Genomic DNA, 15,995 nt, shown 5'->3' on the forward strand with positions numbered 1-15,995 from the left:
CCCCCATTTGTTTCAACAAAATTCCTTACATTTTTCTGAACTATTGCATAATCTTAAAGTTGGATTATATAAAGATATAGCTGTTTGCGACTATTTGGCATGTTATTATAAACTTGTATAAGTGAAATTTTCTTCGATATCTTTGTAATGCTATTATACGACATTCTATTTGATTGCTAGAACCTTAAATTGCTCACATTGTGAGACCAATTCAATAACTGACTTAAATAAATAATGAAAAAGCAATTACTGATGCTGATCCTGATGGGGATCACCATAATGAATTCCTATGCTCAAGAATTCATTAATTTTGAAGACAATTCAAATCAAAGAAAAAACATCTCTCTTCAACAAACTGAAAGCGTATTACGACAACAACTACAATTGACATCTCCCGTTGTTTTTAAACAAATTGATACCAAAGTTGACGACCTTGGAATTAGCCATCGTCGTTTTCAAGAGTATTATCAAAATGTGAAAGTTGAATACGGAGGTTACACCTTAAACTTCAAGGGAACAACTCCTCTTTCAATTGTTCACTATGTAAAACAAATTGATATGCCTTCGGTAGAAGCAAGTATATCTGAAGAAGAAGCCTTGAGTCTTGCCGTAAAACATGTTGGTGCATCAAAGTATATGTGGCAACTTGCAAATCAAGAAGAAATGGCTTCAAAAATGTCAAATGGAAAACAAACGACATTCTATCCGAATGCAGAGTTAGTGATCGTTCCAAATTACGAAGCCACAGAACGTGAACTTAAAATGAAACCTGTATTGGCGTATAAGTTTGATATCTATGCTGAACAACCACTTAGTAGATCTTTTATTTACATTGATGCTATTACGGGTAAAGTGGTTCATATCAACCCGATTATAAAACATGCAGAAGCGAATGGAACTTTGGCGACTCGCTATTCAGGTTCAAAAAGTTCGAAGACAGATTCTTATAACGGTAGTTATCGTTTACGTGATTATACTAGGGGCAGTGGTATTGAAACGTATGATATGAATACTGGTACCAACTACAACTCTGCTGTAGATTTTGTAGACAGTGATAATAATTGGACTTCTGGAGAGTGGAATAATGCTCAAAAAGATAATGCAGCATTTGATGCACATTGGGGGGCACAAATGACTTACGATTATTTTATTTCAGAACACAACAGAGATAGTTGGGATGGAAACGGAGCTAAAATTAAAAGTTACGTTCATTTTGATAATGCCTATGATAATGCATTCTGGAATGGATCTGTAATGACTTATGGAGATGGTAGTGATACTTATTTCGATGCATTGACTTCTTTAGACGTTGCAGCTCATGAAATAGGACACGCTATCTGTGAAACAACGGCCAATCTTGTTTATCAAAGAGAATCTGGAGCTTTAAATGAAGGGTTTTCTGATATTTGGGCCGCTTGTGTTGAAGCTTTTGCTGCTCCAGAAAAAGATATTTGGTTAATCGGAGAGGATATTGAAAGAAGATCTACGAGTCAGGCACTACGTTCGATGAGTGATCCAAATTCTGAGAATCAACCCGATACTTATGGAGGTTCTTATTGGCAAAATCCCAACTGCGGAACACCTACCAGAAATAATGATTACTGTGGAGTACATACCAATAGTGGCGTATTAAACCATTGGTTTTATATTCTTACAGTTGGGAAAAATGGTACAAATGATATCGGAAGCAGTTACTCAGTTTCAGCAATAGGTATAGAAAAATCGGCTAAAATTGCCTATCGTACAGAGGCGGTTTATTTAACCTCAACATCTACTTTTGCTGATGCAAGAACGTTTTCTATTCAATCGGCTATAGATTTATACGGAGCAGGTTCTAACGAAGTAGTGCAAACAACGAATGCATGGTATGCTGTTGGCGTTGGAAGTGAATTTGGTACGATTTCTTATTGTTCTTCTGCAGGATCGGATGCCTCATATGAATGGATTGCCAATGTTACTGTTGGTGATATGATAAACACTACAGGAACCAATGGAGGGTATAATGATTTTTCTTCTTCTAAATCTGTAACAATGTCTGCGGGAAGTACCTACAATGTTTCATTATCACCTGGTTTTTCTAATACAGCTTATAATGAATATTGGAAAATATGGATTGATTATAACGGTGATGGAGATTTTGACGATGCCAACGAGTTAGCTTTTGATGCGGGCGGTTTAAGTCAAGCTACTCAAACAGGAAGCATTACAGTTCCATCCACAGTAGGTGATGTTACCACTAAGATGAGAGTGTCTATGAAGTATAATGGAGCTCAAACTGTCTGTGAAACCTTTAGTTATGGCGAAGTTGAGGATTATGAAGTAATTATCTCAAATAGCGGAACTCCTCAAGTATGTGATGTACCAACAGGATTATCAGTAAGTAATATTACAGCTTCAACTGTGGACGTTTCTTGGAATAATGTTTCCGCAGTCAACGATTTTACAATAAGATTAAGAGAAAGTGGAGGAACTTGGAGCGATTATACGGCTACCAATCCAAGTGCGTCTTTTACTGGTTTAACGGAAAATACGTCTTATGATCTTCAGGTGGCATCCAACTGTTCATCTGGTTCATCCGCCTTTTCTTCAATCGTTTCCTTTACTACTTTATCATCAGGAGGAGGCGTTCCAACATCATATTGTTCGTCTACAGGTAGCAACGATTTTTACTTCTGGATTGATAATGTAAATGTAGGAGGATTAAATAATTCTACTTCAAAAGATGGAGGATATGGTGATTACACCAATCTTTCTGCAGGTACAATTACAAGAGGAGCAAGTGAGACCATCACGTTTAGTGCTGGATATAATAATACTCTTTACACCGTGTATTGGTCAATTTGGATTGACTATAACAGAGATGGTGATTTCGAAGATGCTAACGAACTTTTTGTGCAAGGATCATCAAGTAGTGCGGGTACTTTAACATCGACCCAAACGATTCCTGCTACAGCTTCTTTAGGAACTACCCGAATGAGAGTCTCGATGAAGTATGGATCCGTATCTACACCTTGTGAAACATTTACTTACGGTGAAGTGGAAGATTATTTAGTGAATATCACTTCTTCTCCAAGTATAAATGCTCCTTTAGTTTCTTATGGTAGAGAGTTGATATCTGCAATGCCATTAGACAATGATATCTTATCAAGGGATTTTAGTATCTATCCAAATCCATCAAGTACTCTGATAAATATTGATGCCAAGACATTTGTAGGTAATGGGGTAATGAATATTTATAGTATCAATGGACAAAATATCCTTTCAATTCCGGTAGATCAATCGAAGACTGTTCTTCCAATTGATCAACTTAAAAAAGGATTGTATTTAATTAAAATCAACAATGAATTAGAGTCTCAGACCAAGAAGTTTATTGTAGAGTGATTAAATCAGAGTTCTTTGAGCTCAAAAACATCTAGCAATTAGAATTAGATAGACAATCAAATAATAGCAAAGCTGTCCTGAATTTTGGGGCAGCTTTTATTTTTATTGAGGATCTACATCAATACTCACCCAAACTCTACTAAATGCCTTTTCTTCTTTTTGCTGAAGAATGGCTTTTTGGATAAGTCCTTTTGCCTTTTTTAAGTCGATTCCTTCTCTCTCCAACTTGATCAAAATTTCTGAGAGGAAGTAATTTCTAATTTTATTGATACCCGGTTCTTGAGGTCCTAAGATACGTTTTTGTCCTAACCAATTGACCAATAGTCGAGCTAATTTTTCGGACGCTTGATTGGTTAAATCTTGCTTCTCACTTCGAACAGTTAATTTGATTAATCTCGTGTAAGGAGGGTAATGGTATTGTTCCCTATCCTTAATTTCTTTTCTAAAGAAATTGCGGTAATCGTTTCGAGCGACTTTAGCAAAAAGTGTTTCTTTAGGTTGATGTGTTTGTAAGATAACAGTACCGGTTTCTCCTCTACGACCTGCTCTTCCACTTACCTGTGTTAGTAATTGAAAGGCTCTTTCATGAGCTCTAAAATCGGGATAATATAACATAGTATCGGCATCAATGATACCAACTAATCGTACATTACCAAAGTCTAATCCTTTGGTCACCATCTGAGTACCTACCAGTACATCAATGTGCCCTTCTTCGAAATCAGTGAGTATTTGTTCGTAGCTATGTTTTCTTCTCGTGGTATCCAGGTCTAAACGCCCCACACGAATATCAGTTAAATGCGTTTTTAATCCTTCCTCAATTTTCTGAGTTCCCAATCCTACCGTCTTCATATTGGTAGAACCACAAGAAACACAAGTATGAGGAACGTGTTCTTTATGTCCACAATAATGGCATCTCAGCTCATTTCTATAAATATGATAAGTGAGTTTTACATTACAGCTTGGACAAGAAGGCACCCAATTACATACATCACATGTTACGTAAGGGGAATAACCTCTTCTATTTTGGAATAAGATAGATTGATAGCCTTGTTCTGTATTATTATTGAGTTCATGAAGCAGATCATCAGAAAAATCGTCCATCATTTTCTTCTGTTTCCGCTTCTCTTTTATATCTATGATTTTGATTTCTGGCAATTGAGCATCTCCAAAACGTTCATGAAGCCCTGCATAAGCATACTTTTTCTTAGCCGCCAAATAATAGGATTCCAAAGAAGGAGTAGCTGATCCCAAAACTACTTTTGCATGATGCATATGAGCCAAAACCAAAGCCAAATCTCTACCCTGATAACGTGGGGCAGGGTCGTGTGCTTTGTATGAACTATCGTGCTCTTCATCGACAATAATTAAAGAAAGATCTGTGAAGGGTAAGAATAGTGATGATCTCGTACCAACAACTACTTGGAATTGATCTTCTTGTACGCCTTTCCACGTTTCTACTCTTTCATTATCAGAAAATTTGGAGTGATAGATCCCTAAGACGTCACCGAAATAGACTTTCAACCGTCTTACCAACTGACTAGTTAGTGCAATTTCTGGTATCAAGAATAAAGCTTGCTCACCGTTATCAATTACACTTTTGATTAACTGAAGATAAATTTCTGTTTTTCCACTTCCGGTAATTCCATGTAGCAAACAGACATTTTTATCATTCAGTCCCTGAATCGTTTTTTCTAAACATTCCTGTTGGGCAGGTGACAAGACAGGGGTAGGTTGAACTTTATCAGCTGCGGATAATTCAAATCGGGGGACTTGTCTTTCGAACTCTTCAAATATGCCATTTTTGGTCATTGTTCCCACCGAACTAGGGGAAAGGGGACGACCAGCATGAAGAAACTCTCTTTTGTTTACACCATGAAAATTCAAAAGGTGATCATCATGAATAGGCACCAAAGAAAGGTACTTTAGCAGTGCATCTTCTTGTTTTGTTTTTTTGGCTAGATGTTCGAAAAGCTTGTCAACGAGATGAGGTTGTTCAGCATAATATTGCACCAACCTCAACCTCTTTTCCATTTTAGGTTTATACTTTTCCTTAATTTTTTCTATCAAGAGAATGGCCTCCATTTCTATCAAATTCTTGATAGTTTTATAAGGACTTTTGATTTCCAAAATTTCACCCACTTGGGTGTAAGGAATGGTTTGTTCTTTCTCTAAATAGCTCATCAAAGTAAATTCTCGATCGTTCAAACGCTCAAGATTTTCTTCAATGACAAAATGAGGATGGATCTGTAAAAATGACTGGCTACTCAGTTTAAGTCCTGACGGGAGTGCTACATTGAGGACTTCGCCGATAGAACACATATAATAGTCGGCCACCCATTGCCAAAGTTTTATTTGAGAAGGCAGGACACTTGGTTCTACCTCCAAAACTTCTAGTATAGGTTTAGGATCGTATTTCTCTGTTACTTTTTGATGAATCTCCGAGACAATACCCGTGTACATTTTTCTATTTCCAAATTCTACAAGCACACGATGTCCCACCACCAATTCAAGATCTAATTGAGGTGGAATAGCATAGCAAAAACTTTTTGGAATAGGTACAGGTAATAAGACCTCGGCAAATTTCATAGAAGCATTATAAACGGATGAATAAAAACTACAGTCGTTTTCTCGGAGTAGTTGCTTGGAATTCTTTCAAGTATTCAGGCTCCCAATAAGCTACATCTTTAAAAGCTTCTTTTTTATATTCTTCTAATGCCAACTCGCCAATATATTTGGCTGAAGGAACAATACCTTTAATTAGCTTAGAACTTCTGTTTTCTAATAAAGGAAGACATTTTTCAGCACCATTACCAAAATAGACCAATCTACCTTCCACATCATTGAAACTTTCTTCGTCCATAATTTTTGGTTGAGGCGAAAGTAACTCCTCCATACCTTTAGTATATAAAGCAGTATACACTTCCATTCTTCGGGCATCCAACATTGGGCAGATCATATCACCTTCTTCAGCATATTCGCTCACCTGAAGTGCCATCGACTCCAAAGTACTAATCCCCATTAAAGGAATATCCAAAGTATAACAAATACCTTTTGCTGTTGACGCCCCAATTCTCAATCCTGTATAAGAACCCGGACCTTCGGAAACAGCCACTCCTTTAAGGTCGCTCATCTTCAAGTTGGCATTCTCTACCAAGTTCTTGATCATCACTGCCAGATATTCTGAGTGTGATTTATCAATATGTTGTTCGTAGTAAGAGGTCAGTTCCCCTTCTAATGTATGTAATGCCACCGAACAAACAGTGGTAGAAGTATCTATACTTAAAATCATGGAGTTCAATATCAAAAAGAACAATAAAGTTCTTGATTAAACAAAAGAGCGAATACATCACTCTAATGTAAAATTAAAAATACTATTTAATAAGGGGGCTATAGGTTAAGAAATATTTTACTTCCAGCTGCCGCAGGAAGAGTGAATAGTGATTAGTGAAGAGTGAAGAGCGATCATTATAATAAATACTTTCATTTCTAAATTTTACACTAGGTTTCGAACTAATTTTATCGTGATGAGGAGCGTAAATTTAGTAACTCCTAACTCCTAGTTCCTAACTTCTCTCTAATAGTTCGCATAACGAGGGGTTGCACCGCCTCGTTTTGGAGAATGAGTAAATTTTAGGGTATGCAAATGAAAAGGTTTATTAGAAAACGATATTGTTGCGTTTTAAAATAGAGGGGTTTCACCACCTCTCTCATCAAAATAGCATATTTCTCTAAAAAACGAGGTCGGGAGACCTCTAACGTTTATGGGCACAAATGTCGCTATCGCTTAACATTTGCGCCAGTTTTACCTTTTCCCTTTTACCTCTTACTTAAAACGAGCGTTAATTTTGCTACCTGCTACCTGCTACCTATTCCTCCACTGTTTTCGCTTGTATAGTCACAATATCCAACGGCCATTCCCCTTCCGTTTTCTCCGCACAGATCTTATCTACTACGTCCATTCCTTCTATTACTTCTCCAAATACGGTGTGCATGCCATCTAAGTGAGGGGTGCCACCAATTTTTTTATAGATTCTTCTTTGTTGGGCATTGTACTTCACTCCGTTTTCTTGTTCAGAGGCAGCCAATTCATTGTCGGTGACAGGATATCCTTGAACGATGAAGAAGTCGAATGGAGTTGATTCTCTTTTTGGGTTATTATCGTATTCTCTAGCCGCAGCAACTGCACCTCTTTTATGGATGTGTTTCTGAGGATAGATTTCGTTGGGTAAATGGTATTTGCCGAATGATCTCTTTTTCTTTCTGAATTTTGGATCATCAGTATCTCCGCCTTGGGCGATAAATTGAGGGACGACTCTGTAAAACTCGGAGTTATTAAAGTAGCCTCTTTTGGTTAACATGATAAAAGAAGAGCGATGTCTCCAAGTGTCTTTATATAGTTTGATTTTGATATCACCTAAACGAGTGGATAATAAAACGATGGAATCTTGGTTTTCTTGACCGTACCAAGTGAGCTCTTCCATGGCATTTTCATCGTTGAGTTCAGGCATCGTTCGCTTCACTACCTTTTTCTTTACGTACTCTTGTTCCTGAAATTTGTCGCTTTTTTTCGATTCACATCCTAAAATGAAAATTCCAAGAAGTAGTAGTAAAATTTGAAGTTGGCTTTTTCTTAACATTGGAGTTATTTGTTTAAAATCTTTACTCAAAACTACGGAATCGCTAAAAAAATACAATCTGATACCTTTTTAATCTTTGTTTATAACACATTTTCACAAATCATGTAACATTGAGTTAATTTTAAAGGTAATTTAATTAACAGATAGTTTAAGATTTCGATATTAATACAAAACAAACGCCCTATACATTTGCACCTGTGATTTGGTAACACGTTTTAGTATTGAATTTAATTTAACAATGAACAAATATCTTATTTCGTTCGCTATCATCTTATTAACTACTGCAGCTACTTTTGCGCAAAAGGGAATCGTAAAAGGTACTGTAAAAGATGCCGATACCGGTGAAGAGGTTATCGGGGCAAGTGTTTCTCTAGAAGGAACAACAACAGGTGCATCTTCAGATGTATTTGGTAATTTCCAATTTACTGCTCCTGCAGGAACGTACAATGTCATTGCATCGTTCATTGGATACAAAAAAACAACGCAAGAAATTACAGTTGTTGAGGGACAAGAAACTGTATTAAACTTAACTCTTGCAATTGATGCTCAAGAATTAGAAGCAGTAGAGATTGTTGGTAAGGCCAACACAGAATCTGCTGGAGCATTAATGGTAGAAAGACAAAAAGCAGATGTAATGATCCAAGCAATTGGTGCTGAAGAAATGTCGGTAAAAGGTATTTCTGATGCGGAAGATGCAGTGGCAAACATTACAGGTGTAACAAAGGTAGAAGGTCAAGGTCTATTCGTTAGGGGTCTTGGTGATAGATATAACAACGCCTTTGTAAACGGTTTAGTAGTTCCATCTACAGATCCAAACAAAAAAGTAATCGATTTAGGTCTGTTTTCTTCAGATCTAGTAAGAAATATTGATATCAACAAAACATTTTCACCTTCTTTATATGGTGATTTCGCAGGTGCAACTGTTGATATTGTAACGAAAGATTATCCTGAAGAAGGATTCTTTAATGTAGGTTTATCTACTGGTGTCAACTCAATTGCTACAGGTAGCAACTTCAAAACTTTCCAAGATGGTGATGCTGAGTTCTTCGGTTTCACAGGAAATGGTAGAACTTTGCCAGACGAAATGAGAAACAGAGAAGTGCCTGATTCTTATGCAAACTCTTTCTCTCCATCATATATTACTGCAGGTCCAAACCTTAACGGTAAAATCTCAGGAGGTAATCTTTATGATGTTGGATCAGAATCTCAATTTGGTTTCATTGCTGCAGCTTCATTCTCTAACGATTACAGAATCGAAGAAGGTGTGAAAAACACTTACAGAGCACAAGGAACAACAATTAACAGTTATGCTTCTAAAGAGTATATCTACAGTACAAATACTACTTTAATGGGTAACGCTTTCTATAAGATCAACGATAAAAACACGATCTCATTCAACAACATCTTAATCAATGAATCTGAAAACTCAGTGTTAGATCTTCAAGGTAAGCACGAGGAGAAAAACAATAGAGAAGCACCAGTATTTAAAGAAAGAAATACATACCGTCAGAACACTGTGAATATTCACCAATTAGTAGGTGATCATAAATTTATGGAGGATGACAGATTGAAATTAACTTGGGGTGCAGGTATCTCAATGTCACGCAGCCAAGAGCCAGATAGACGTCAGATTACATATGATGAAATTGACTATACTGACGGAAAATTCACAGGTCAAATCTTTACAAACTCACCAGATGATTCACATAGATTCTGGAGTGATATGAGTGAGCAAACGTTATCATCAAGAATTGGTTTGCAGTACGGATTAGGTAATGCAGATGAAAATGGTAACTTCAGACATAACGTTTCAGTAGGTTACAACGGGTTCAATAAAGATAGAGATTTTGAATGGTGGATGTCATCATTAGTAGTATCAGGTCCAAGACCAAGAATTGATATCGACAATCCTCAACCAGATCTTGATCAGAACTTTGCTGACGGAGTGTTATCGTATGATCCTATCGTTAGATACGATACAAAATTCAATGCTCAGATGGGTGTGAATGCTTTCTATGGTGATTATGGTGTAGATATCATTCCAAACAAGTTCAAAGCAAACATTGGTGTTCGTTACGAAATTGGTCGTCAACAAGTAACTTACAAGCCTGAGAATACTACAGATCCTAATGTAGCTGATATTGTGAATGAGAAAAACTCAGAAAACGTATTGCCTTCATTAAGCTTGAAATACTCGTTAAACGAAAAGTCGAACATCAGATTCGCCGCTTCAAAGACATTAATTAGACCTATGATGTCGGAATTGATTCCATTCCGTTTCACATTCGCTAACGGACAGAAAATCGTAGGTAACCCAGACTTGGAGAACTCGGAAGTATATAACTTAGATTTGAAATACGAAATCTTCCCTAACGCAGGTGAATTATTCTCGGTAGGTGTTTTCGCTAAGCAAATTGATAATACAATCGAGTTAGTGACAAGAGCATCAGCAATTACAGAATTCTCTTATGTGAATGCAGGAGTTTCTCAAGTAGCCGGTGTGGAGATGGAAATCAACAAAAACTTAGGTAATATCTTCCAATCAGGTGGTAATTGGTTAAGCAGATCAAATGTTGGATTGAATGCAACATTATTAGCTTCCCAAACAGACTTATCAGGTTCTGAAGGAATGTTTACTAACGAGAAAAGAGCAATGTTTGGAGCATCACCTTATATGGTAAACGCTAACGTTTCTCACGAAGCCAACTTATTCTCACCAAATGTACAATCAATATTCACAGTAACTTACAATACTTTCGGCGACAGAATTGTAGCTGCAGGTTCTCAAGGAGCTGGTGATATCTACGAAAGATCTTATGGAACTTTAAATTTTGTTTTCAAGAACAGAATTGGAGAAAAAATTAGCCTTGATCTAACTATTAAAAACATCTTAAACCCGGACATCACTTTAGAACAAGAGTTTACAAACGGCACTACAGGTGTAGTTGAAACTTACAAGAAAGGGGTGAACGCTAAGATTGGATTTAAATATACTTTTTAGGTAAAAAAAGAAAAGAGCGATCAGAATAAATCCTGATCACTCTCTTCAAATTCAAATTTTCAAAAACAAATTACAACAATTAATCATGAAAAAGCAATTACGTCTAGTAGCTTTAGCAATTTTAGCTTCAATTTATTTCACATCTTGTGACTCAAACGAGGCAACTGGCCCAATCGTAGATTTAAACCCTGGTGATTCTACTGGTACAAATCCTGACGGTGACTTAAGATTAGAAGACGAAGCTTATGCTGCTGGTAAGATTGTAGCTAATGGTGCTGCTGTTGGTGCTGGCAATTTCCCTGCTTGGGCAAAAGGCTTAGATTATGAAGGTACTTCTGTTTCAGGTGGTTTCGATTTAACATTAACTGCTGGAGAATTAACAGATAGCCAATTGAATTGGTCGGGTAATGTTTCTATTTCTGGTGCTATTAAGGTTCCAGCAAATAAGACGTTAACAATTGCTGCAGGTACAATTATAGAAGCACAAACTACAGATTCTTATTTAATGGTACTTCAAGATGCTAAAATTATGGCTGAAGGTACTGCTGAAGATATGATTGTTTTTACTTCTGTTGTAAAAGAACCTAAGCAATGGGGTGGTTTACTTGTAAATGGTAGAGCAACTATTAATAACGGCGACAGTAACGGTGAAGCTTCTCCAGAAATCGACTCTAGCGTTAAGTACGGTGGTACTGTAGATAACGATGATTCTGGTGTTCTAAAATATGTAAGAGTTGAGTTCTCTGGTTATAAATTCAATGACGAGTCTGAGCACAACGGATTTACTTTCTCTGCAGTGGGTTCTGAAACGGAATTATCACACTTACAAGCGTTCAAAGGTACTGATGACGGGCTTGAGTGGTTCGGTGGTACTGTAAACGGAACTGATTTAGTTTCTGTAGGTTGTGAAGATGATTCTTTCGACTGGGCACACGGTTTCAGAGGTACATTGACTAACCTTTGGGTAATTCAAGATGCTTCAAGACCATTTGATAAAGGTTTCGAAATTGACAACAACTCAAGAAATAACTCAGCTGAACCTTATACTGAAGTAAGAGCAAGCAATATTACTATTACTGGTATCGATGGCGAAACTACTGCTTTAAGAGTTCGTGAAGGTGCTAAAGGTCACTTCACAAACGTAAAAGTAATCAACGCTAAGAAAGGTTTTGATATCGTAAACGACGTAACTGTTCAAAACGTTCTTGATAATAACTTAACAGTTTCTGCATACACAGTAGAAAACGTAGGCGAAGAAGTAGTTTACGTAGACGATTGCGAAACTTGTAACTAAAAAATAAAAATTAATATTAGCTCTCACTTCCCAAAACAGAGCTAATACTAAAACTCACGCTCACCAAATCGCGAGTACCCTAGGTAGTTTGATCTGCCTAGGGTTTTTTATTTTTAGGTAGCAGGTAGCAGGTAGCAGGTAGCAGGTAGTAGGTAGGAGTTGCTGAGTTTATGCTCGTTTTTAACTAATAACTTATAATTAATAACTAATAGGGATGACTTTCATATCATAAGAGAGGTGGTGAAACCCCTCGAACTAACGACAAAAAGTTATCGTTTCTTGAAGTGCCTTTTCTTTTCCATACTCCAAAAGCGACCATCTTCCCCAACGAGGCGGTGGAACCCCTCGTGAAAAGACTAATTACTTAAATGATATAAGGTAGTATACAGAATTGCCTAAAAAGAAAAACATAAACAACGTAATGAGGAGCAAACTATTAGAAAACCTATTAGTTATTACCTATTACTTATTACTTAAAATATCTTTTTGCAAACATTACTTCATCTGTCAATAAAAATCTCTCTACAACAAAAAAAGGCCCCTCATAAAAAATGAGAAGCCCAATATCTATTAAGTAGTTTGCAGACTACAATTTTCTACCTGCTACCTGAATCTAGCTCTTCATACCACCGTGGATCTCAAGAGTTTGAGCAGTGATATAAGTTGACATATCTGAGATTAAGAAGATACATAGATCAGCTACCTCTTCAGGTCTACCACCACGTTTCATTGGGATATCTGCTAACCATACGTCTTTTACTTTTTGATCTAGAGTTTCAGTCATTTCTGTCTCGATAAAGCCTGGAGCAACTGCGTTACAACGAACACCTCTTGCTGCCAATTCTTTTGCGACAGATTTAGTGAAACCTAATATACCTGCTTTTGATGCTGCGTAGTTTGCTTGTCCAGCGTTACCGTGAACACCTACTACAGAACTCATGTTAACGATAGAACCGCTACGTTGCTTTAAGAAAGTTCTAGTAGCTGCTTTTGTTAAGTTGAATACAGAGTTCAAGTTCACACGAATTACATCGTTGAATTGCTCTTCTGACATTCTCATCAATAGTGTATCTTTAGTAATACCAGCATTGTTGATTAAACCGTCTAGTGAATCGAAGTCAGTTGTAAAGTCTGCGATAAGTTTTTCTGCTGCTTCAAAGTTCGATGCATCAGAACGATAACCTTTTGCTTTAACACCGTAAGCTTCCAATTCAGCTACTAGTGCTTCTCCTTTTTCAACACTTGAAAGATAAGTGAATCCTATATTTGCGCCATGCTCCGCGCAACGAATTGCGATTGAACGTCCAATACCTTTAGACGCACCTGTGATCAATACGTTTTTGCCTTCCAGCAGTTTCATGGTGTGTGTTTTCTAATTATTGAAAAAATTTTTCAGGTTGCAAGTTACAAAAAAGATGCTAGTCACAAGTTTTATTCACATTTATCATCGAATTAATTAAACTTTTTTTACTTATTTATCGTCAACAAGTTATAGTAATAACTTTTAAATGAGTAAGATCCTCTTTTTGAGAATATCAATTACTATCTAAATCAGCATTAAAAGTTTATAATTGTATCTTTGAAAGATCATTTATAAGCATAAAAGACAATTAAACATATATAACATATCATTCATGGAAAACCTATTGGATAGATTTTTACGTTACGTGAAAATCGATACAGAATCTGTTCCGGGCATTGAGCAAATACCAAGTACAAAAAAACAATTTGATTTAGCGAACTTACTAGTAGACGAATTAAAAGCGATGGGCATGCAGGATGTCAGCATCGACGAGAACTGCTATGTAATGGCTACGCTTCCTTCTAATATCGATAAAGAAGTTCCAACTATTGGGTTTATCGCCCATGTGGATACCACTCCAGATCTAACAGGTAAAGATGTGAAGCCTCAGGTGTGGGAAAATTATGATGGTGAGGATATCGTTTTAAATAAGGAACAAAACATCGTTTTAACGACAGAGGAATTTCCTGAAATCAAGAAATATAAAGGACAAACGATCGTCACGACAGACGGTACTACGCTTTTAGGAGCTGATGATAAAGCAGGTGTGGCTGAGATCATGGAAGCAATGGATTATCTGATTAAGCATCCTGAAATTAAGCACGGTACCATTAAAGTAGGCTTCACTCCAGACGAAGAAGTGGGGAAAGGTGCCAACTTATTTGATGTTGAAAAGTTTGGTGCTGAGTGGGCGTATACTATGGACGGAGGTCCAATGGGAGAGTTCGAGTACGAAAACTTTAACGCTGCTTATGCTGAGGTGACTTTCAAGGGACAAAATGTTCATCCTGGTACAGCTAAGGGTAAAATGGTGAACTCTATGAATATTGCTGCGAAATTTGCCACAAAATTCCCTCAAAGCGAAACGCCAGAGCAAACAGAAAAGTACGAAGGTTTCTATCACTTATTGACTATGACTGGGTCTGTAGAGGAAACGAAATTACAATATATTATCCGTGATCACGATCATAATTTATTTATTTCAAGAAAAGATCATATGGAATCTTTGGTGAAAACTTTCCAAAGTGAATATGGTGAAGATAGAGTGAAATTAGAGTTGGTAGATCAGTATTACAATATGAAGGAGAAAGTTGCTCCAAATATGCATATTGTAGATTTCGCTTTAGAGGCGATGAAGGAATTAAATATTGAGCCAGACGTAAAAGCCATTCGTGGGGGTACTGATGGCGCTCAATTATCATTTAAAGGGTTACCTTGTCCAAATATCTTTGCAGGTGGACATAATATGCATGCTCGTTACGAATATGTGCCGGTACCAACTATGGAAGCAGCAACAAATGTAATCATTAAGATTGCGGAATTAGTGGCTAAGAAATAGTAAAGAAAAAAGTATAATTAAGGAGATTGTTGCAGTGAAATGTAGCAATCTCTTTTTATTTTAAATACTTTTTCCAATCGATTTTCGGACAAAAAGGAAGCAAACGATCATATTCCATAATTGACTCAATTTCGTTATCGTAAGATGTATTGTTTTTGTACAAAACCTCAATGTATGTACCGTCGTAATTGTACAATTCGATTTTCTTGCCTAGCCTAGTGATCGTACTAAGAAAATCTGAAAAGTATTGAACGATCTCAGCTTTCTGCACCAAGCTCAATTTGTTGAATGTAATGTGTTGTAAGTGTATCATTTGATAAGGTAATAGTTACGAAAATTATAAATACTCGGTTGGTATTTAAAGTTAAATGATATATTATTAAATAGTAAAAATATTATGTTATTTTTTAGTTATGGGTAGGTTACTATTATTGAGAGGGTTACCGGGTTCAGGTAAAACAACACTAGCACAATCGTTAGGAGGTTCCATCGAAGCAGACGATTTTATGGTAAACGATAGAGGCGAATATGAGTTTGATGTCCGCAAATTAGATTATGCACACAAAAGTTGTTTGGAGATGGCCGAAATGTGTATTCGAAGAGGACAGGAGTTGGTAATTGTTTCCAATACCTTTACCACCGAAGAGGAAATGATTCCTTATTTTAAAGTAGCTGAAAAATATAATTATCAAGTAAGTTCGGTGATTGTAGAAAACAGACATGACGGTATTTCCGTACATAATGTTCCCGATGAAAAAGTGGTGAATATGATGAGAAGGTTTGAGGTCAGGTTATAATTAAAAAGCCGAATGCGTAATGCA

At 36.7% G+C, this 15,995-nt stretch carries 10 protein-coding genes; 5 read left to right on the plus strand and 5 right to left on the minus strand.

Annotated elements, in window-relative coordinates; translation table 11 throughout:
- Window positions 1–234: 234 nt before the first annotated feature.
- Complete coding sequence (locus MY04_RS19100; RefSeq protein ID WP_066212326.1) at window positions 235–3,381, plus strand: M4 family metallopeptidase; 3,147 nt, start codon at window positions 235–237, stop codon at window positions 3,379–3,381.
- Window positions 3,382–3,483: 102 nt separating this feature from the next.
- Here MY04_RS19100 and priA read toward each other — a convergent pair whose 3' ends face one another.
- The 3 genes from priA to MY04_RS19115 all read right to left on the minus strand — a co-directional run bounded on the left by priA (window position 3,484) and on the right by MY04_RS19115 (window position 8,018).
- Window positions 3,484–5,967 (minus strand): replication restart helicase PriA, encoded by a 2,484-nt coding sequence (gene priA / locus MY04_RS19105; protein WP_066212328.1) that lies wholly within the window; start codon window positions 5,965–5,967, stop codon window positions 3,484–3,486.
- Between the two features lie 28 nt (window positions 5,968–5,995).
- Window positions 5,996–6,670, minus strand: coding sequence for a tRNA (adenosine(37)-N6)-threonylcarbamoyltransferase complex dimerization subunit type 1 TsaB (gene tsaB, locus MY04_RS19110; RefSeq protein ID WP_066212330.1), 675 nt, complete (start codon window positions 6,668–6,670; stop codon window positions 5,996–5,998).
- A 577-nt stretch (window positions 6,671–7,247) separates the two neighbouring features.
- Entirely contained in the window at window positions 7,248–8,018 is a 771-nt protein-coding gene (locus tag MY04_RS19115; protein WP_066212332.1) for a peptidylprolyl isomerase, read from the minus strand.
- A 238-nt stretch (window positions 8,019–8,256) separates the two neighbouring features.
- Between MY04_RS19115 and MY04_RS19120 the strand changes: the two genes are divergently transcribed.
- Both MY04_RS19120 and MY04_RS19125 read left to right on the plus strand, forming a co-directional pair.
- Window positions 8,257–11,019: a TonB-dependent receptor gene (locus MY04_RS19120; protein ID WP_066212333.1), complete on the plus strand. Its 2,763-nt coding sequence runs from the start codon at window positions 8,257–8,259 to the stop codon at window positions 11,017–11,019.
- Window positions 11,020–11,104: 85 nt separating this feature from the next.
- Complete coding sequence (locus MY04_RS19125) at window positions 11,105–12,313, plus strand: hypothetical protein (RefSeq protein ID WP_066212336.1); 1,209 nt, start codon at window positions 11,105–11,107, stop codon at window positions 12,311–12,313.
- Between the two features lie 613 nt (window positions 12,314–12,926).
- Here the strand turns inward: MY04_RS19125 and fabG are convergent.
- On the minus strand, window positions 12,927–13,673 hold the full coding sequence (gene fabG, locus MY04_RS19130; RefSeq protein WP_066212337.1) for a 3-oxoacyl-[acyl-carrier-protein] reductase: 747 nt from the start codon (window positions 13,671–13,673) through the stop codon (window positions 12,927–12,929).
- A 274-nt stretch (window positions 13,674–13,947) separates the two neighbouring features.
- Here fabG and pepT point away from each other — a divergent pair, with 274 nt between their 5' ends.
- Complete coding sequence (pepT, locus tag MY04_RS19135) at window positions 13,948–15,174, plus strand: peptidase T (protein ID WP_066212339.1); 1,227 nt, start codon at window positions 13,948–13,950, stop codon at window positions 15,172–15,174.
- 55 nt (window positions 15,175–15,229) lie between these two features.
- On the opposite strand, the gene MY04_RS19140 is transcribed toward pepT, so the two are convergent.
- On the minus strand, window positions 15,230–15,487 hold the full coding sequence (locus MY04_RS19140) for a hypothetical protein (protein ID WP_158297776.1): 258 nt from the start codon (window positions 15,485–15,487) through the stop codon (window positions 15,230–15,232).
- Between the two features lie 100 nt (window positions 15,488–15,587).
- Between MY04_RS19140 and MY04_RS19145 the strand changes: the two genes are divergently transcribed.
- Window positions 15,588–15,971: an AAA family ATPase gene (locus tag MY04_RS19145; RefSeq protein WP_066212343.1), complete on the plus strand. Its 384-nt coding sequence runs from the start codon at window positions 15,588–15,590 to the stop codon at window positions 15,969–15,971.
- Window positions 15,972–15,995: the final 24 nt, after the last annotated feature.

Origin of the sequence: Flammeovirga sp. MY04 (assembly GCF_001682195.2) — a bacterium.
In the GTDB taxonomy this organism is placed as follows: Bacteria; Bacteroidota; Bacteroidia; order Cytophagales; family Flammeovirgaceae; genus Flammeovirga; species Flammeovirga yaeyamensis.

Excerpts from the sequence above, each read along its gene's own strand:
- MY04_RS19100 (WP_066212326.1), top strand. The coding sequence starts at position 235 with ATGAAAAAGCAATTACTGATGCTGATCCTGATGGGGATCACCATAATG.
- priA (WP_066212328.1), bottom strand. The coding sequence starts at position 5,967 with ATGAAATTTGCCGAGGTCTTATTACCTGTACCTATTCCAAAAAGTTTT.
- tsaB (WP_066212330.1), bottom strand. The coding sequence starts at position 6,670 with ATGATTTTAAGTATAGATACTTCTACCACTGTTTGTTCGGTGGCATTA.
- MY04_RS19115 (WP_066212332.1), bottom strand. The coding sequence starts at position 8,018 with ATGTTAAGAAAAAGCCAACTTCAAATTTTACTACTACTTCTTGGAATT.
- MY04_RS19120 (WP_066212333.1), top strand. The coding sequence starts at position 8,257 with ATGAACAAATATCTTATTTCGTTCGCTATCATCTTATTAACTACTGCA.
- MY04_RS19125 (WP_066212336.1), top strand. The coding sequence starts at position 11,105 with ATGAAAAAGCAATTACGTCTAGTAGCTTTAGCAATTTTAGCTTCAATT.
- fabG (WP_066212337.1), bottom strand. The coding sequence starts at position 13,673 with ATGAAACTGCTGGAAGGCAAAAACGTATTGATCACAGGTGCGTCTAAA.
- pepT (WP_066212339.1), top strand. The coding sequence starts at position 13,948 with ATGGAAAACCTATTGGATAGATTTTTACGTTACGTGAAAATCGATACA.
- MY04_RS19140 (WP_158297776.1), bottom strand. The coding sequence starts at position 15,487 with ATGATACACTTACAACACATTACATTCAACAAATTGAGCTTGGTGCAG.
- MY04_RS19145 (WP_066212343.1), top strand. The coding sequence starts at position 15,588 with ATGGGTAGGTTACTATTATTGAGAGGGTTACCGGGTTCAGGTAAAACA.